This is a genomic window from Virgibacillus sp. W0430 (assembly GCF_051846935.1).
Lineage (GTDB): Bacteria > Bacillota > Bacilli > Bacillales > Amphibacillaceae > JBPYCR01.
Genome location: NZ_JBPYCS010000005.1, coordinates 116,330 through 134,513, shown reverse-complemented (window position 1 = coordinate 134,513; position 18,184 = coordinate 116,330). Strand labels below are relative to the sequence as shown.

Annotated in this window: 15 protein-coding genes and 1 pseudogene; 12 read left to right on the top strand and 4 right to left on the bottom strand. The window is 37.2% G+C overall.

Annotated elements, in window-relative coordinates; translation table 11 throughout:
* Nucleotides 1-170 precede the first annotated feature (170 nt).
* Nucleotides 171-608 (bottom strand): ferritin-like domain-containing protein, encoded by a 438-nt coding sequence (locus ACLIBH_RS04560; RefSeq protein WP_439315513.1) that lies wholly within the window; start codon nt 606-608, stop codon nt 171-173.
* 267 nt (nt 609-875) lie between these two features.
* Between ACLIBH_RS04560 and ACLIBH_RS04555 the strand changes: the two genes are divergently transcribed.
* The gene (locus tag ACLIBH_RS04555; RefSeq protein WP_439315512.1) at nt 876-1,505 is read left to right on the top strand and encodes a phosphatase PAP2 family protein; all 630 of its coding nucleotides are present in this window, start codon (nt 876-878) and stop codon (nt 1,503-1,505) included.
* 420 nt (nt 1,506-1,925) lie between these two features.
* On the opposite strand, the pseudogene ACLIBH_RS04550 reads toward ACLIBH_RS04555, so the two are convergent.
* Nucleotides 1,926-2,217: pseudogene (locus ACLIBH_RS04550) on the bottom strand (transposase); the annotation flags it as partial.
* 361 nt (nt 2,218-2,578) lie between these two features.
* On the opposite strand from ACLIBH_RS04550, the gene ACLIBH_RS04545 reads away from it, so the two are divergent.
* Both ACLIBH_RS04545 and ACLIBH_RS04540 read left to right on the top strand, forming a co-directional pair.
* Complete coding sequence (locus ACLIBH_RS04545; RefSeq protein WP_439315511.1) at nt 2,579-3,013, top strand: disulfide oxidoreductase; 435 nt, start codon at nt 2,579-2,581, stop codon at nt 3,011-3,013.
* Nucleotides 3,010-3,486 (top strand): thioredoxin family protein, encoded by a 477-nt coding sequence (locus tag ACLIBH_RS04540; protein ID WP_439315510.1) that lies wholly within the window; start codon nt 3,010-3,012, stop codon nt 3,484-3,486. The genes ACLIBH_RS04545 and ACLIBH_RS04540 overlap by 4 nt, the downstream gene beginning before the upstream one ends.
* 69 nt (nt 3,487-3,555) lie before the next feature.
* Here ACLIBH_RS04540 and ACLIBH_RS04535 read toward each other — a convergent pair whose 3' ends face one another.
* Nucleotides 3,556-4,059 (bottom strand): antibiotic biosynthesis monooxygenase family protein, encoded by a 504-nt coding sequence (locus tag ACLIBH_RS04535; protein WP_439315509.1) that lies wholly within the window; start codon nt 4,057-4,059, stop codon nt 3,556-3,558.
* 285 nt (nt 4,060-4,344) lie between these two features.
* Between ACLIBH_RS04535 and ACLIBH_RS04530 the strand changes: the two genes are divergently transcribed.
* The 4 genes from ACLIBH_RS04530 to hemY all read left to right on the top strand — a co-directional run bounded on the left by ACLIBH_RS04530 (nt 4,345) and on the right by hemY (nt 10,448).
* A complete protein-coding gene (locus tag ACLIBH_RS04530; RefSeq protein ID WP_439315508.1) occupies nt 4,345-6,531 on the top strand; it encodes a PBP1A family penicillin-binding protein in 2,187 nt (728 codons plus the stop codon).
* Between the two features lie 419 nt (nt 6,532-6,950).
* Nucleotides 6,951-7,988: a uroporphyrinogen decarboxylase gene (hemE, locus tag ACLIBH_RS04525; RefSeq protein ID WP_439315507.1), complete on the top strand. Its 1,038-nt coding sequence runs from the start codon at nt 6,951-6,953 to the stop codon at nt 7,986-7,988.
* Between the two features lie 127 nt (nt 7,989-8,115).
* A complete protein-coding gene (hemH, locus tag ACLIBH_RS04520; protein ID WP_439315506.1) occupies nt 8,116-9,051 on the top strand; it encodes a ferrochelatase in 936 nt (311 codons plus the stop codon).
* Nucleotides 9,051-10,448, top strand: a complete 1,398-nt coding sequence (gene hemY, locus ACLIBH_RS04515; protein WP_439315505.1) for a protoporphyrinogen oxidase — start codon at nt 9,051-9,053, stop codon at nt 10,446-10,448. Before hemH ends, hemY begins: the two co-directional genes overlap by 1 nt.
* 364 nt (nt 10,449-10,812) lie before the next feature.
* Here the strand turns inward: hemY and yhfH are convergent, their stop codons facing one another.
* Nucleotides 10,813-10,941 (bottom strand): protein YhfH, encoded by a 129-nt coding sequence (gene yhfH / locus ACLIBH_RS04510; RefSeq protein ID WP_439315504.1) that lies wholly within the window; start codon nt 10,939-10,941, stop codon nt 10,813-10,815.
* A gap of 175 nt (nt 10,942-11,116) precedes the next feature.
* Between yhfH and ACLIBH_RS04505 the strand changes: the two genes are divergently transcribed.
* The 5 genes from ACLIBH_RS04505 (at nt 11,117) to addB (ending at nt 18,180) form a co-directional block, all read left to right on the top strand.
* Nucleotides 11,117-11,851: an MBL fold metallo-hydrolase gene (locus ACLIBH_RS04505; protein WP_439315503.1), complete on the top strand. Its 735-nt coding sequence runs from the start codon at nt 11,117-11,119 to the stop codon at nt 11,849-11,851.
* A 74-nt stretch (nt 11,852-11,925) separates the two neighbouring features.
* Nucleotides 11,926-12,921, top strand: coding sequence for a lipoate--protein ligase (locus ACLIBH_RS04500; protein WP_439315502.1), 996 nt, complete (start codon nt 11,926-11,928; stop codon nt 12,919-12,921).
* 277 nt (nt 12,922-13,198) lie between these two features.
* Entirely contained in the window at nt 13,199-13,741 is a 543-nt protein-coding gene (locus ACLIBH_RS04495; protein WP_439315501.1) for a competence protein ComK, read from the top strand.
* Between the two features lie 252 nt (nt 13,742-13,993).
* Nucleotides 13,994-14,638: a TVP38/TMEM64 family protein gene (locus tag ACLIBH_RS04490; protein ID WP_439315500.1), complete on the top strand. Its 645-nt coding sequence runs from the start codon at nt 13,994-13,996 to the stop codon at nt 14,636-14,638.
* Nucleotides 14,639-14,682: 44 nt separating this feature from the next.
* Nucleotides 14,683-18,180 (top strand): helicase-exonuclease AddAB subunit AddB, encoded by a 3,498-nt coding sequence (addB, locus tag ACLIBH_RS04485; protein ID WP_439315499.1) that lies wholly within the window; start codon nt 14,683-14,685, stop codon nt 18,178-18,180.
* The last annotated feature ends 4 nt before the right edge of the window (nt 18,181-18,184 follow it).

Genomic DNA, 18,184 nt, shown 5'->3' with positions numbered 1-18,184 from the left:
CTTGTAAACGACCATCTTAAGTGGAAATCAATGGGGTAAAAGGGCACAGCAAAACGACATAGCCTAAGTATTTAGACTATGCCTACATTTTTTAAAAACCATTTATTACTACTAGTCACACTCATAAAAGTGTCTTCTTTTGAACATACGTAAGCAATTGAAATGTACTACTAATCAGAAATGCGGGGGTCCATTAGTAAACGTTCAACTTCTTCTTTATGGTGTGTTTCATCTGCAATTAAATCCTCTAATTTAACGACAAGCTCCGTCATTCCAAGCGCCTCTGCTTGTTTTTTACGTTGTTCATAACGTTTAATTGTTTCTGTTTCGGCATGAAGCACTTCCTCTAATATATCCTTGACATCTGTTGGCTGCGGCACTTCTGCTGCTTGAGTCGTCGGTGTTCCACCGAGTGATTTTATTTTTTCCGATAAATAGAGGGCGTGGCCGAGTTCATCGTTGATTTCTTCTTCAAAAAAGGGCTTTAGAGCGGATCGGTATAACCCAGATACGACAGAAGCACTATACGAATATTGAATTGCGGCACCATATTCGTGCGCCAAGTCTGTATTTAACCCTTCTAGTAACTTTTCTGTTTCCTTATTCATTAAATCACTACCTTTCTTTCCATATATCCTACATACATTATCCATTCCCTGTTCGTGTTTTTTCAAACATATCATTTTATTAGAATTATTTGTTGGGTAATCTGTGTACAGAGCGAATATTTTTACCATAAAGGATATGACTGTCTAATTCTAATTATTAAAGATGTTATCTATTGCTATATAGATTGATTTATGATTAATTAATACAATACAAATGAAGGCGTATTAAGCTTGTATTATTTACTAGAAAAGAAGGGAAAGGTATCGATGAGAGATAATAAAGCACGATTCTTTCTTCTGCTTTTCATGGTTCTTGTTTTCCTATTTATCATCGTTTGGGTAAATAAGATTAACCGTGGAGTAGTACCTTATGTAGATCAGTGGGGATTAAATATTGCAGAAGCTACGGCCAATACAGGAATATATAGTTTAGCTAGGTGGGTAACAGAACTGGGATCTAGATCTTTTCTCATACCGTTCACAATTATAGGTATGTTTGTTTTATGGCTGTTATTTAAAAGCTGGTTACCAACTATTTTTTTTGCAGGCGGTACGCTAGGCAGTCATTTATTAAATAGGTGGATTAAGCATTTAGTTGAGCGGGAGCGCCCGAGCATTTTAGTTGAAGCAAATGCAGAAGGGTACAGCTTTCCATCTGGACATGCGATGACGCCGATGGTATGTTATGGTCTTCTTATGTTTTTTTTAATAAGGAAGTTTCCTAATGCGAAGCTTCCGTTACAAGTTTTTTTCGCGCTACTTATTTTTTCGGTTGGTGTAAGTAGAGTTATTATTAATGTACATTATTTCACGGATGTGGTGACTGGATTCACACTAGGCTTTCTGTTGTTAATTAGCTTTATATATTTATTTACGTTTTTTAAAAAAATAAGCTAGGCGAGTCAATTTCATAATTGCCATTTTTAAAAAATCACAAAAGAACAAAATTTTAAAATCTACTTAAAAATTTAAAGCTAGATTGGTGGCTGCTGTGCTCCATCCAGATACACTCCGCTTTCCGCAGACAACGCTTCAACTAATTTTAAAAGTTTTTCCAAAAACTTTTAAAATGGATTTTCGGCTGTTGCTTTTCCAACCCTCGTCTGCGTGGATCCGGATTCCACACAGACGAGGGTGTTGCTATGCACCCGGTGTTTCTTGGGTTAATGCTGTATTCGTTCGATCAATTGCTAATTAGATTCACTCCGTTTATTATTAGGAATCATCGATTGCTGCCCCATGCTGTATACATGTTTATAAATCGGTTCATAATCTTATCCGGCATCCATTGTGAAGAACAAGATTTTCTTGGACCTTCTCTAAAGTGCTCGACTCACTCAACTTAGTTAAGAGTCGAGAAAAGAAGCTTCAGATGGTATTTCATCAGATACTAAAAAACTTCAGTTGATTTTAAAAGCAATGTCCTGGTTAAGGCGTTTAATTAAATCTTTTATTGTCGGAATTCGTTCAACATAACGTACAAATACAGATATTATCATTGCAGCATAATTAAGATCCGTAGGTGGACCAAGACGAGTTTTTTTGCTTTTCATAATACATCCATATCAATTGTTGAAATGATTGCATCGATATTTTGGGTAGGTTCCATATCGTATGGTGTATGAGTAAAATGTTTGTGGGGGAACAGATGCACGAATCTAACTAGATAATATGTGATTAATTTTACTTCGAACGATATACACATGAATAACACCGTTGATTTTCACTGCAGGTGGATGCTTTCCGCGGGCACGGTTTCAGCCTCCTCTGCGGTCGGTAGGAATCAATACTAAAATTAACGAATACAAAGAGAGGTTTTTTAACTTCTTAAACTAACACCCACAAATACGTGACTCAATCAACAGAAACGAGCTTTTTGTTTTTTTTAGCACGAGCTTGTATAATAGCGGTATGTAAAACCATGTTTACAAAACGTATGAGCCAGTCTGTTTCTTGAGGAGAACATAAATATGGAAAATGGAAAAGAAAATGAAAATATATTGCTTTTAATTTGGGTTCAGGCTCTCGTTGCTCTGCTTGGAAGTTTGTTTTATTCCGAAGTAATGGGATATATTCCTTGCGAGCTTTGCTGGATTCAGCGAATTTTTATGTACCCATTAGTTATTATTTATGGCGTAGCTGCTTTAAAAAGAGACGTATCCATTGCGTTCCCTGGCCTAATTTTAAGTGGAAGTGGTATTTTTATATCCGCGTACCATTACGCGATTCAAAAATTTCCTACTTTAATCGGATCAAGTGATATTTGCGGGGATGTTCCATGTAACTTACAATACGTAAATTATTTTGGGTTTATTACTATTCCATTTTTAGCCGGACTGGCTTTTATTATTATTTTTTCGCTGCATTTAATATTGTGGCGCCAAACGAGGGGGAAAAAACTGTGAAGAAGAAAATGTTAGGTTTACTAGCGGTACTTATTGTATTGTTTATTGCTTTATTTTTTGTGAACGATTATAAAAATAAACAAGCACTTCAAGGAAACGATAATCCTTATGGCAAGGATAATTTGCGCCAGGAAACAATTGATCAATTAGATGACCCGCTATATAAAAATCAAATTATTCCAGAGGAGTTAGATAAAAGCTTAGCAAATGGTGACGATGTAACCGTCTATTTTTATAGTCCAACGTGTGTTTACTGTCAACGCACAACACCAGTCGTCGTTCCTCTAACCGAAGAGCTTGGTGTGGATATGAAGAAGATGAATTTACTTGAATTTGACAAGATGGAAGAATATGAGATTGAAGGAACACCAACGATTGTTCATTATGAAGATGGGAAAGAAGTCGGTCGAATAAGTGGGGAACGACCTGAAGCAGATTTTCAGCAGTTTTTTGAAGAGTACGTACTCGATTAATCGTAAATTGAAAAGAAATTCGAGCCGTTTCTTTAAGTAAGAATACAGCTCGAATTTTTTATTTATACGTTATGCATCCTCATCTTCTGCGATCATATCGTATGTGCTTACAAACGGGCGATCAGCAAAATAAGCAGGCGGTTTCACTGCATGTTCGCTATGTGAGTTTTTAAATGCATCTGAGTCTTTCCAATTTAGATAGTCTACTTCTGAAGACCACTGTGTAAAAACAACATACGTGTTTCCCCTATTGGGCTGGAGCAATCGGAACGCATGAAATCCGGGTACTTTATCCATCTCATTCTGACGCTTATCAAAAAGGTCTTCAAAAACAGGCCTTCCTTCTTCTGTAACAGGAATGTTGTTCATAACGACGTACCCTTTTTCCGAAATTTCACCTTTAGATAAAAGGACATGATATGTTCTTCCTGATTGAAAGACACTCTTTCCTTTACCTTCATAATAAGCTAACGCTCCATTAGGATTGCTCATAAAGTGAAAGGGAATCGCTTTATATTTCCTTTCAAGTTGTTTTAAAAAATCAATTGTTCCTGTAGTCATATACGCATTCATTGATTTTACCTCCTTTTAAAATTTCTCTATGTATAGATTACCCTACTTTTCATTCGATTTATCTTAAATTATATATTTGGTAAGTTTATGATGCAGATTCGTACAGTAGAAGTCCGAAAACATTTAGAACGTTATTAAAAAACAATTGATGATTGTTTTGTAGGACGAGTAATTTTTGTAAAACGACTCATTTACAAACATTGTTAAAATGAATGTTTACATGTCGATTTTACATTACATCGCGCGTATAATTGGTTGTGATATAAATAATATAGAGGTGTACGAATGGACGAACTTCAAGATAAACCAAAAACTAGATCAGAACGTCATCATAAAACACTTAATCAGAAATTTAAAAAATGGTTTATACGTGTAGGAATTATTTTCGTTATTTTCCTTATTGCTTTAACGACGATTGTATACGGTGGAAAGTTAATTGTAAAAGATAAGGAAATTGTCTTGCCAGCCACTTCCACGATTGAAACAGAAGATGGAGAACTGCTTTGGGAGCTTTATGAGGAATATCGTAAACCCGTCTCCTTAGAAAGTGTTCCTTTACATGTGCAAAATGCCTTTATTGCAATTGAAGATCGACGTTTTTATTCCCATGGAGGCGTGGACTTTAAATCGATCATTCGAGCTGTTTACCGTGATGTTTTGGCGAGAAGTAAAGTAGAAGGTGCGAGTACGATAACACAACAACTTGCCAAAAATCTATTTCTAACAAATGAAAAAACGTGGTTAAGAAAAACGAAAGAAGTAATGGTTTCGATCTATATGGAAAGAGAGTTTGAGAAGGAAGAGATTTTGGAGTTATATATAAATACTATATATTTTGGTCAAGGAGTCTATGGGATAGGTGCTGCTTCTGAACGTTTTTTCTCGAAACAAGTAGACGAACTATCATTAGAAGAAGGAGCACTGTTGGCAGGGTTGGCAAAAGCGCCTAATAGCTATTCTCCTGTTGAATATCCGGAAAAGGCGAAGGAAAGAAGAAATGTTGTTCTGCATGTAATGGGCGAAATGGATATGATTTCTAAAGCAGAGCAAAAGAAAGCCCAGGAATCAAGTGTCCAACTTCAAATTACAGAGCGAAAAAAGCATCCTTCGATTGACAGCTATATTGATTTAGTACTAAAGGAAATGGCTGAAAAATATGATTTGACGATAGACCAAGTAAAGCGCGGTGGATATCGTATTATCGTTGCGATGAATCCTATGTTTCAAAAAATAGCTTTTGAAAGTATGCAAGAAAGTAATTATTTCCCTGGTAATAATCCCGGGGTTGAAGGTGCTTTTGTGCTTACCGATCATAGGAGTGGTAGAATTGTTTCAGTAATTGGTGGGAGAAATTACCAATTTGGTGATCTGAACAGAATTAATGTTAAACGTCAGCCTGGATCAGCGTTTAAGCCAATTGCAGTATATGGTCCTGCTATGATGAATGGGGCGTATAACCCATATACTTTAATTCCCGATCAACTGATTGATTGGAATGGTTATAAAGCAAAAAATTATGACGGAAAATACGCAGGCTCTGTTTCTTTAATGGATGCTGTTACGTATTCAAAAAATGCTCCAGCAGTATGGTTGCTGCAAAATATAGGGGTTGATTATGCAAAAGAATATTTGCAAAAAATGAATATTACGTTTGAAGATAGTGGATTAGCGATTGCTCTAGGAGGTTTAAAGGAGGGAGTTACTCCACTTCAATTGTCCGATGCATATCAAACATTTGCTCGTGGAGGCTCCTATATAGAGGGGCACACAGTTTTACAAATTTACAGCCGTACGAATGAATTAATTGCACAAGCAGAACCAAAAACGAGCAATGTATTTACAGAGCAAGTAGCTTGGAATATGACGGAAATGCTACAACAAGTAGTTGGAACAGGTACTGCACGTAAGGGAGTATATAAAAAAGAGTTGGCAGGAAAAACGGGATCAACGGAACACCCGTATGCAGAGGGGTATTATAAAGATGCGTGGTTTGCAGGGTACACGCCAGAATATGCATTTGCTTGCTGGGTCGGTTACGATTATTCGGATAAAGACCATTATTTAACTACTGGAAGTACTGCACCCGTACGTCTAATGAAAGAGATTTTATCAGAAATGGATAACCAACGTTCCTTGCAAGCGGGCTTTATAAAACCGGATGGCATTAAGGCGGTTGAAAGCCCGATTAAATTATCGAAAGTAACTAATGTGAAAGCAACTTATATATTTGGTGGTCTTTCTATTGTACAAGGTAAGTTAACGTGGGAGGCAGCTTCGGACAATCGAGTTGTGTATCGTATATATAAGGTGAAAAAGGGAATTGATGAGAGGATTGGAGAAGTGTCTGGGAAGACGGAATTTATTGTTGAAAATGTATCACTGTTCAATAAGTCGCAATATTATATTGTTCCTTATGATCCATTAACAAAGCTTGAAGGACCGCAATCGGATTTTGTTGTGATGACTAGATGAAGGTGGCAAGGGTGCGTGCGTTTGCCGCCGTTGCCATATGCTTCGCTTTCAGTGGGCAACGCCTTAACTAAAATGAGGAGGTTTTCCAATTTTATAATATTCGGTGGCACTTTGCGTTTATTTTGAATAGCTCAAAGAAAAAGAACTCATTACTTTTAGCTTCCCCGCTAGGAAGTGATGAGGGAGCACTGCGTGTTTTACTAAGCGTTAGAAAAATGAACGGAATGGGTGCCCAGTAGTTGTTCTTGCTAATTAAAGTAAATTGCAATAGATCGTTCATATGTTTTCCCACAAGCAGTTTTAAAATACATTCTTAAATCGCACAAGTTTATGACAAAGTCGTGTGTTTGCTATACAGCTATTAAGGAAATAGTTATAGTAGTGTTAGTTCTTTTAAGTATGTGTAGAGGATGATAAAAATGACGAAAACGTATAATGATACAATTATTAAAGCATATCGTGGAGAAAAAACAAATTATACACCTGCTTGGTTTATGCGGCAAGCTGGTAGGTCTCAGAAGGAATATTTAAAGATTAAAGAAAAATATTCTTTGTTTGAAATTACCCATCAGCCAGAATTATGTGCATATGTAACGCGGTTGCCAGTAGAACAATATAATGTAGATGCTGCAATTTTATATAAAGACATTATGAGTCCGCTTCCAGCAATGGGGGTTGACGTAGATATTAAGTCTGGAATTGGCCCAGTAATTGATAACCCAATTCGCAATTTAGGCGATGTTGAAAAATTAGGCAAACTTGATCCGGAACAAGATGTCGACTATGTTTTAGAAACGATTCGATTGCTGACTAAAGAGCAGTTAGATGTACCTCTTATTGGGTTTAGTGGTGCGCCATATACGTTGGCGAGCTATATGATTGAAGGCGGACCTTCCAAGAATTATAGTAAAACAAAAGCACTCATGTATCGTGAGCCGAAAACATGGTTTACGTTAATGGATAAGCTTGGAGAAATGATTATTACATATGTTAAGGCACAAATAAAAGCAGGTGTGCAAGCAGTACAAATTTTTGATTCATGGGTAGGTTCGTTAAATGCGTCGGACTACCGTATATTTATAAAGCCAATTATGAATCATATCTTCTCAGAGCTTCAAAAAGAAAATGTCCCATTAATTATATTTGGAATTGGCGCAAAGCATTTGTTAATGGAATGGAACGATTTACCTGTAGATGTAATAGGGCTTGATTGGCGAACAACGATTCCAGAGGCAAGGGCGATCGGAGTAACAAAAGTATTACAAGGTAATTTAGATCCAGCAATTCTCCTAGCGGATTGGGAAACAATCTCGTCGAGAACGAAGTCAATACTTGATGACGGAATGAAAGATGGCAGACATGTATTTAATTTAGGGCATGGTGTAACGCCAGATATTACACAGGCTACTTTAAAAAGGTTAACAGAGCTTATTCACACTTATTCGAAACGATCATAAAGTTTTAAAAACTGTTTCTATCGGCTTATATACTCGCATACGAGTTGTACAAACTACGAGCATATATGCAAGGTAAGTCTACTACCGACATGGCACATGGCAACATGAATTTTAATGAGGTGAAAAAATGAAGAAAGAAAAAATCGGATTACTCGTTATGGCATATGGAACTCCTTATAAAGAAACGGACATTGAACGATATTATACACATATCCGTCATGGTAGGAAACCATCCGATGAGGCGCTTGAAGATTTAACAGCAAGGTATCGGGCAATCGGCGGCATATCTCCCTTGGCTAAAATAACGGAAGCACAAGCTTCGGCCTTAGCAGAAAAATTAAATGCAATTCAAAATCAATATGAATTTCAGCTTTATATTGGTCTAAAGCATATTGAGCCCTTTATAGAGGATGCAGTTGAGCAAATGGCTAAAGACGGTATTACAAAGGCTACTTCCATTGTTCTAGCACCTCATTATTCTACATTCAGTGTTAAGTCATATAATGGCCGCGCGCAGGAAGAAGGCACGAAATACGGAATCGAATTTAAATCGGTTGAATCCTGGTACAAAGAGCCTGGCTTTATTCAGTATTGGGCGAATAAAATTAATGAGACGTATGAACAAATGTCGGAACAAGAACGTGAAAAAGCGGTGCTTATCGTATCAGCCCATAGTTTACCTGAAAAAATCATACAAGGCGGAGATCCATACCCTGAGCAATTGGCCGAAACTGCAAAACTGATTGCTGATCAAACCGGTATTACAAATTATGAAATTGGCTGGCAAAGTGAAGGAAATACACCGGAGCCATGGCTCGGCCCGGATGTCCAAGATTTAACGAGAGATTTATTTGAACAGAAAGGATACGAGTCTTTCGTATATGCACCAGTAGGGTTCGTCTCAGATCATTTAGAAGTGTTATATGATAACGATTATGAGTGCAAAGTTGTTTGCGATGAAATTGGTGCGAGTTATTATCGTCCTGAAATGCCGAACACGAACCCTTTATTTATAGAAACGTTAGCAAATGTAGTTTGGAATAAAGTAAAGAGTGAAGCGTAATGGAAGTGAAAAAAGTACTAATAGTCGGCGGTGGGATTACTGGTCTTACCGCAGCTTATTATTTACAGCAAACGATAAATGAAAACCAACTTCCATACGAAGTGAAGCTTGTGGAGGCATCTGACCGGCTAGGTGGTAAAATAAAAACGTTGCAAAAAGACGGGTTTACGATTGAACGCGGGCCGGATTCTTTTTTAGCTAGGAAAACACCAGCCGTTAAGCTAGCTGAATCTCTTGGGTTAAAAGATCAGCTCGTCCGTAACGGCGCTGGTCAATCGTATATATTAGTTAATAATAAATTACATAAAATGCCGAGCGGAGCTTTTATGGGAGTGCCAACACAGGTTAAACCATTTTTGTTTTCAGGGCTTTTTTCAGCAAAGGGAAAGGTTCGCGCTGGATTGGATTATGTTATTCCAAAAGGAAAAACAGAAAAAGATCAATCTTTAGGTTTGTTCTTCCGTCGCCGCTTTGGAGACGAGCTTGTTGAAAACCTAATTGAACCTTTGCTTTCTGGCATATATGCTGGAGATATTGACAAAATGAGCTTACTGTCTACTTTCCCAAATTTTTACGAGCTTGAACAAAACTACGGAAGCTTAATTAAAGGCTTGCGCGAAACAATGCCAAAGCCTGGAAAAAGGAAAAAAACTAAGCAGGGGATGTTTTACTCCTTTAAAAATGGGTTTGAATCTATTGTAGAAGCATTAGAAGAACAGTTAAATCCAGCGTCTTATAAGTTGAATACAGCAGTAGATCATATCGAAAAAAAGGAACATGGATACCATGTGCTATTAAGCAATGGAGAGGTTTTTAAAGCGGATGCAGTATTAATTACAACCCCTCACAAATCGGTACCTAAAATCTTAAGTCAATATGACATGTTTTCTAGCTTTAACAGTGTACCTTCGACATCTGTCGCTAACGTAGCAATGGCTTTTGACCAGTCGGCCATAAAGAAAGATATAAACGGGACGGGCTTTGTCGTATCGCGTAATAGCAATTTCCGCATAACTGCTTGTACATGGACACATCGTAAATGGCCTACGTCAACACCGAAAGGAAAAGCACTGCTGCGCTGCTATGTTGGTCGTCCGGATGATCAACAAGTAGTAAACGCATCCGATGAAGAAATTATCGAAATCGTATTAAGAGATCTTAATAAGACAATGAATATTCAAAAAAAACCTTTATTTTCAGTAGTTACACGGTGGCAGCAAGCAATGCCCCAATATACTGTCGGTCACAAAGAGCGTCTCGCTAAAGTACGAGAGCAAATGAAAGAGGAGCTACCAGGAGTATGGATTGCAGGCAGTTCTTATGAAGGAGTCGGCGTTCCAGATTGCATCGATCAAGGCGAAAAAGCAGTTCAAAGTATAGTACAGTTTTTGAAGTAGTTAATAGAGGCTAGGACATAGCGAAGTTATTAAGTAAAAATCCGAATAATGAACTACATCTGCTTCGGATATATATTCATAGGTACTTGTAGATGACGCAATCGTCTTTTGCCGAATGAATGTATATTACAAGGTGTTGGTCATTTTAAACCTAATTGTTCGGTTTTTTACGGAATAAAAAACTTCTGTCCAGCCTCTCTTTGCTTTCACAATGGAATTCAAATATTCTTATCACCTGATTTTGCAATTGTAACAGACGTGTCCAATTTACAAAAAAAAGCAGCCTTCAACAAGAGAGCTGCTTAACAAAAGGAAGTATAATGTTATAGAATAAAGTATAGAGAGAATAGTAAATGTAAACTAATTATCTTGCAGGGTGATCACATTCGTCGCAAAGGTTGCCATAGCAGTCGGCTTTTTCATTCATGTCAAAACCGCACTGTTGACACTTTTTCTTAGGGATATTTCTGAAGAACTCGATAACGTTGATCACGATGTACCCTCCTTTTCAGGAAATGGAATAGTTAGTAAGAAGAACAGCTTCTTTTCTAATCTGACTAAAGTGTACTATAACAGGGTTGCATCTGTCAATGTAAAATGAGAAAAAAGTTAATTTTTTTGAAAAACATCCAATCTGTGTTACAACAAAATAGAGGGTGGTGATTCGAGTGGATGTAACAGTAATCGGCTGCTGGGGTGGATACCCAGCTGTAGATGGTGCAACGTCTGCTTACATAGTTAATATTGGTGGATTCGTAATACTTGTTGATGTTGGTAGTGGCGCACTGTCTAAACTACAAAAGTATAAGCAGATAACAGATATCGATGCAGTACTTATTTCACATTATCATCATGACCACGTTGCGGACATTGGAGTACTACAGTATGCACAATTAGTAAATTATTTTGTAACAGGTGATGAAAGTGTTTTGCCAATTTACGGTCATACAGAAGATCGTACAGGCTTTGCGCAATTATCAAGCGATTTTACAAAGGGAATCGGTTACGATCCTGTTAAAGGCTTAAAGATAGGCCCTGCAACCATTTCTTTTCTAAAGACGAATCATCCAGTGCCTTGTTATGGAATGCGTATAACAGATGGGAATACTGTACTTGTATATACGGCGGATACAGCGTATCAAACGGATTGGATTGATTTTTCAACAGATGCAGACTTATTAATTGCCGATTGTAATTTTTATAAATGTCAAGATGGTTCGAAAGCTGGACATATGACGAGCAAAGAAGCGGCAACAATTGCTCAGCAGGCGAATGTAAACGAGCTTTTATTAAGCCATCTTCCTCAATTTGGGGAACAGCAGCAGTTAGTCCGAGAAGCAGAGCAATATTTTGATGGAAAGGTTCACTTGGCAAGCGAAGGATTTAAGTGGACAGGAAAATAAAAAGGTATTATTTTTGCCTGTTGCTTTCGATTGTTTTAAAATTGGTGTGAACTATTTTTTTGGGGGTTTATAATATGAAGTTTATTGATAATGAAGGAATAACAGATCCGCGAATTAATTTGGCTTTGGAAGAATATGTGCTGCAAAATTTTGGGGAAGAGGACACGTATTTATTATTTTACATAAACGAGCCGTCAATAATTGTCGGTAGAAATCAAAATTCAGTAGAAGAAATAAATACAGCATATGTCGATGAAAATAATATTAAAGTAGTGCGCCGGTTATCAGGTGGTGGCGCGGTTTATCATGATCAAGGAAACTTAAATTTCAGCTTTATAACAAAGGATGATGGGGATAGCTTCCATAACTTTGCTAAATTTACCAAGCCAGTAGTTGAAGCACTAAATAAACTTGGTGTACCTGCTGAATTAATCGGTCGGAATGATTTATTAGTAAAAGGGAAAAAAATTTCAGGGAATGCTCAATTTTCAACGAAAGGCCGGATGTTTAGTCACGGTACGTTAATGTTTGATTCAGAAATGGAGCACGTCGTATCTGCACTGAATGTAAGCAAAGAAAAAATAGAGTCTAAAGGAATAAAATCAATCCGTAGTCGAGTAGCAAATATATCTGAATTTATGGATGAAAAGATTACAATGGATGAATTTAAGCAATTAATTTTACGTCATATATTTGATGTAGACGATGTTGCAGATGTTCCTCGTTATACATTGACTGAGAAAGACTGGGAAAAAGTTCATGAAATATCGACTAACAGATACCAAAAATGGGAGTGGAATTTCGGGAAATCGCCTGCGTATAATAAAAAAGCTTCTTATAAGTTTGATTCTGGTTTATTGGATGTACGTTTAGACGTGAAAAAAGGAATAATTGAGCAGTGCAAAATATATGGGGATTTTTTTGGCTTAGGTCATGTTGCGGATGTAGAAGCGATGCTTATTGGTGTTAAGCATGAACGCAAAGCGATTGAACAAGCACTTGAAACAGCCGATATTCCGTATTATCTTGGCCGGATTTCAAAAGACGAATTCATCGATTTAATTTATTAATTAATTTTAAACTGAACGGTAGTACTAATGCTTCAAATTATGCCGATACTACTTCTGTGAAACTAAAAGAAGTTTAGCAGTCCATGTAAGGACAATTATGCGAACTTCTTTTTTTTATACACGAAATAGATTACTCACTTTGTTTCTGCTTAAATTATCTACCAAAAGAACTATTTTTAAAATAGAAATTGGGAATTACCCTATCTTTTTAATTGAAAATTTGTTAAAATCAGAAAGTGAGCCTCTTCTTTTCATATTATGGAAAGGATGTATAATCGTGAGTGAGAATGTATATACTTCAGCCCATGAAATAAATCCTCTTACAATGGCGGCTATTGCACAGCACGATGAATATGGAAATACACATACGTACGTAATGGAAGAACAAGGAGCATTTACAGTACGGCAATCCCCAAGTAAAATGATTGATTACGCATGTAAGTTCTTTGGGAGCAGTCTTAAAGGCAGGCAAGAAGGAACCAAGGACATTAGTGGTATAACCCACAAAGCCCCGATTTCGATCGACCCAATCAGTGGGATGTATTTTTTCCCTACTGCGTCTCCTACAAATGCAAATTGCTCCTGGATTGCCCATTCCCACATTAATAAAATAAATCAAGCTGAAAATCAAAAAACTGAAATTGTATTTAAAAATGGAAAAAAGATTATCCTCGATATTTCATTTGGATCCATGTTGAACCAAGTGCAACGGACGGCACAATATCGCTATTTGCTTGATAACCGGATCCGCTTTTTAAGCCGTTTTGGCAAAAAGAACGATCAACTGGACAATTCCCAGCTATCAAATACTCTCCTCTAAGGAAACATTTCCCTATCTCTTTAAAAAAATGATAAAATATGAATAAGAAAGAGGCTCTTTTTTTATTACATTAGATTCACTCTTCATTTGATACAACGCTAAAGTCTTTAGGAACGTGTGTTCTTGAGACGATACAGATAATACATTAATCTTTAGTAAGATGAACGTTTAGATTAAAATAGAAGTACAAACAATATAGCAATAGGGAAATGATTAAGCTGTGTTCATTTAGAGATGAGGAGATTCCACTACATGTACATATTTAACACCAATTCGGATTTAAAATTATTTTTAGAAAACCAAGCATTTGATGAATATATTATTGAATTACTGAGCGATTATGAACGTCTTGGTCCCCTTCCTGGAATCTTTTTACCCTTTATTGAGGCTTTTCTACCATTTTTGCCTTTAGTTGTTTTTGTAATTGCGAATGGTGCTGCATATGGATTACTGAAAGGATTCTTATATTCCTGGATTGGATCGAGTCTCGGTTCTATTCTTGTATTTCTCTTTATACGTAAACTGGGGAATAAGCGGGTGTTTCGTGTTATCCGAAAAAATAAGCAGGTTAAAAAAGTTACAGAATGGTTGGATCGACATGGATTTGGACCGCTTTTTTTACTGCTCTGCTTCCCATTTTCGCCATCATCGGTAATAAATGTCGTAGCTGGGCTTTCTAAGATTAGTGTGCAACAATTTATTCTTGCTGTCATTTTAGGGAAATCGGTAATGATTTTTTCAATTGCTTATATTGGCTCAAGTATTTTTGAATTTGCTAAAAATCCAGTACGAACGATAGTCGTAGGTGTTGGAATTGTTTTGTTTTGGATGGCAGGGAAGTATATTGAAAAAAGAATTAATCGAAAAGCAGAAACGAATAAGCAGCCGAGCGAGTAGGCGTCATTCGTTTTGAAATGAAAATTTAAATTGGGGGAGTTCGTATGGGGCTTCGTTTTATTATTGGGAGAGCGGGAAGCTCGATTAGCACGTATTCACTTAATGAAATAAAAAGCAATTTAAAAGCAGATCCGCATGGTGCTCCAATTTTTTATATTGTTCCTGATCAAATGACTTTTCAACAAGAGTATACGCTGTTCAAGGACGAAGCTATCCGTGGAAGTATCCGTGCGCAAGTTGTAAGCTTTTCTCGCCTCGCATGGCGTGTTATGCAAGAAACAGGTGGCGGGGTTAAACAGTTTATTAGCTCTGTCGGCATGCAAATGATGCTAAAGAAAATAATGGAAGAGAAACAATCTAGCTTTAGTGTATTTCAAAAATCAAAGGACAAGCATGGGTTTTTGGAGGATTTAGAAAGATTAATTATTGAGTTTAAAAGATACCGGATTACACCAGAAATGCTCCAAGATCAATTGAATGAATTCCATCGCTTTGTGCATAAAGAGTCAGGCGAACAGGCATTGGCGAATAAATTGGAGGATTTACTGTATATATACGAAAAGCTAGCAATTGCATTACAAGATAAATATATAGATAGTGAAGATCAGCTGCAATTACTTGCAGACAAAATAAGTGAAACACCGTTTTTACAAAACGCACATATATACTTGGATGGGTTTCATCGGTTTACACCGCAAGAATTATACGTAATTGAAAAACTATTACAAACTTGCAAAAGTGTAACAGTCGCGCTTACGATGGACCCAGAAAGAGAGGGTAAACAGCAGACGGAGCTGGATTTATTTTATCAACCAATGCAGACGTATCGAGAAATTCGATCGATTGCCGAAGCGAATAATATACACGTAGAAAAAACTGTACAATTATCCAAAGAAAATGGTAGGTTTTTAGATCGACCGTTTTTTTCCCATTTAGAGATGTTTTTCGATAAGCGACCGATTAAGGCTTATAAGGAAAAAGCCCCGATCCATATTGCCGAAGCGGTTCATTTTCGAGCAGAGGTAGAAGGGGTTGCACAAGAAATTGTACGACTCGTAAGGGACGAGCAGTACCGTTATAAAGATATGGCTATATTTATTCGACAAGCCGATAATTATCATGATTTAATTACAACTATTTTTGAAGATTTTAATATTCCCGTCTTTATGGACGAAAAGCAGACGATGTTAAATCACCCTTTAATCGAATTTATACGTTCTTTATTTGATATGGTAGAAAACAACTGGCAGTACGATGCTGTTTTTCGCGTATTGAAAACAGGCTTTATCCCTTCATCAAATTCAGACTATCCGTTAACAAATGAGGCGATAGATGAATTAGAAAATTATGTGCTTGAATATGGAATACGGACGAGAGAACGGTGGACAAATAGTGAACCATGGGTTTTTCAACGTTTTCGCGGATTTGAGCAACCGACTCAAACGGATGCCGAACAAGCCGTCCAAGTACGAATAAATGCGTATCGCGATCAAGTAGTTGAAGCGTTAAAATCATTTGACGAAAATATTCGGCGTGCACATTCCGTACTCAAGCAGGGCGAGGAATTGTATTACTTACTTGAACGACTTAACGTTCCGAAACGTTTGGAGCACTTACAACAACGATTTGATGAACGTGGTTTAATTGAGCAATCTAGGGAACAAGTCCAAGTTTGGGACGCACTCATTCAATTATTAGATGAAATGGTAGAAATAGCTGGGAATGAACAGTTATCGCTCAGTTCGTTTCGGACGATCCTTGATGCAGGCCTAGAGTCTTTGCAGTTTTCACATGTGCCGCCTACAGTAGATCAAGTAATTGTCGGAACAATTGACCATTCGCGAATCAGTGGAATTAAGTGTGCTTTTTTACTCGGTGTGAATGATGGCATTTGGCCGTTGAAGCCTGCACCAGATGGAATGATTAATGAACAAGAAAGAGAGCTGCTAGCAGGGCATGGATTGCAGCTTGCAGATAGCAGTAAACGAAGGCTGTTGGATGATTGGTTTTATATGTACTTAGCATTTACTTCACCACAGGATCGTCTATGGATAAGCTACCCTTTAAGTGATGAAGAAGGCAATGCTCGTATGCCATCCCAACTCATTCAACGGATGCAAGATATGTTTCCTCACTGTAAGGATGTTATCTTACTGCAAGATCCGGACGAATTAGTAGAGGCGGATCGGTTTATTACGACCCCTTATAAAACAACAGCAGCTCTAACTGCGCAGCTTGCAAGAGTGAAGCGAGGCTATCCGATGAAGGAAATATGGTGGCATGTCCTTAATTGGTATATAAAGCATGAACAAAAGTATAGTTCAACATATTCGGTTCTACAAAGCTTATATTATGAAAATAAACCAGTTGCCTTGTCTGAACAAACGGTAGAAAAGCTCTATCCGAAAGAAATTAATGCAAGTGTATCTAGATTAGAAATGTTCTATCGGTGTTCCTATCAGCACTTCGTACAATATAGTTTAAATTTAGAGGAACGGAAAATATACAAGCTGGATGCACCTGATATTGGCCAACTTTTTCATGAAGCATTGAAAACAATTACCGAATGGGTTCACGAAGAAGGGCGTCATTTTTCCGATTTATCGAAAACAGAGACGAGCCAATACGCACAAAAGGCTGTAAAACATTTAGCGCCCGTTTTACAAAACGAGATCTTGCACAGCTCCAATCGGTATAAATATATTCAACAGAAGCTCCAAGACATTATTTCCCGTGCAACGTTTGTTCTAAGTGAGCAAGCTAGGCAGAGTGGTTTTACACCGGTCGGTATGGAGCTCGGCTTTGGTAATGGTGAAAAGCTAGCACCCGTTTCTATCGAGCTTCCAAACGGATTTGAATTGATGCTAAGAGGCCGGATTGATCGTGTCGATATAGCTGAGAATGAACAGGGACTTTATTTGCGCATTATTGATTATAAATCGAGCGAAACGAAATTAAACTTAACGGATGTGTATTACGGACTTGCGTTACAAATGCTAGCATATTTAGATGTAGTATTGTCACAGTCTGAACAATGGTTAGGAAAAAAAGCATTACCTGCTGGCATATTATACTTTCATGTTCATAATGCAATGGTTTCAAAAGAAGGAAAATTGTTTGATGATCAAATAGCCGATGAACTATTCAAAAAGTATAAAATGTATGGAATGTTGCTATCCGATGAAGAAGTTGTAAAAATGATGGATCAATCGCTAGATTCTGGTTCAAGTAAAATTATTCCTGCTGGGCTAAAGAAAAATGGGGGGTTTACGCATCATTCTAAAATTGCTGATCGACAAGTGTTTTCGAGTTTGCAACAGCATATTCATCAATTGATGATTCAAGCAGGGATTGATATTACAACCGGAAACGTTCAATTGAATCCGTATATACGTAAAGATAAAAATGCCTGTACGTATTGTAAATTTAAATCGGTATGCCAATTTGACCCAATTTTAGAGGAAAATAACTACCGTAAATTACCTGAAATGAAAGAGAGCACTGTCCTTGCAGAGCTTAATAAGAAATACGACGGGAGGTAACGAA

What these genes read in the sequence shown, in the direction of transcription:
- ACLIBH_RS04560 (WP_439315513.1), bottom strand. Translation starts at nt 608, where the DNA reads ATGAATAAGGAAACAGAAAAGTTACTAGAAGGGTTAAATACAGACTTG.
- ACLIBH_RS04555 (WP_439315512.1), top strand. Translation starts at nt 876, where the DNA reads ATGAGAGATAATAAAGCACGATTCTTTCTTCTGCTTTTCATGGTTCTT.
- ACLIBH_RS04545 (WP_439315511.1), top strand. Translation starts at nt 2,579, where the DNA reads ATGGAAAATGGAAAAGAAAATGAAAATATATTGCTTTTAATTTGGGTT.
- ACLIBH_RS04535 (WP_439315509.1), bottom strand. Translation starts at nt 4,059, where the DNA reads ATGAATGCGTATATGACTACAGGAACAATTGATTTTTTAAAACAACTT.
- ACLIBH_RS04530 (WP_439315508.1), top strand. Translation starts at nt 4,345, where the DNA reads ATGGACGAACTTCAAGATAAACCAAAAACTAGATCAGAACGTCATCAT.
- hemE (WP_439315507.1), top strand. Translation starts at nt 6,951, where the DNA reads ATGACGAAAACGTATAATGATACAATTATTAAAGCATATCGTGGAGAA.
- hemH (WP_439315506.1), top strand. Translation starts at nt 8,116, where the DNA reads ATGAAGAAAGAAAAAATCGGATTACTCGTTATGGCATATGGAACTCCT.
- hemY (WP_439315505.1), top strand. Translation starts at nt 9,051, where the DNA reads ATGGAAGTGAAAAAAGTACTAATAGTCGGCGGTGGGATTACTGGTCTT.
- ACLIBH_RS04500 (WP_439315502.1), top strand. Translation starts at nt 11,926, where the DNA reads ATGAAGTTTATTGATAATGAAGGAATAACAGATCCGCGAATTAATTTG.
- ACLIBH_RS04490 (WP_439315500.1), top strand. Translation starts at nt 13,994, where the DNA reads ATGTACATATTTAACACCAATTCGGATTTAAAATTATTTTTAGAAAAC.
- addB (WP_439315499.1), top strand. Translation starts at nt 14,683, where the DNA reads ATGGGGCTTCGTTTTATTATTGGGAGAGCGGGAAGCTCGATTAGCACG.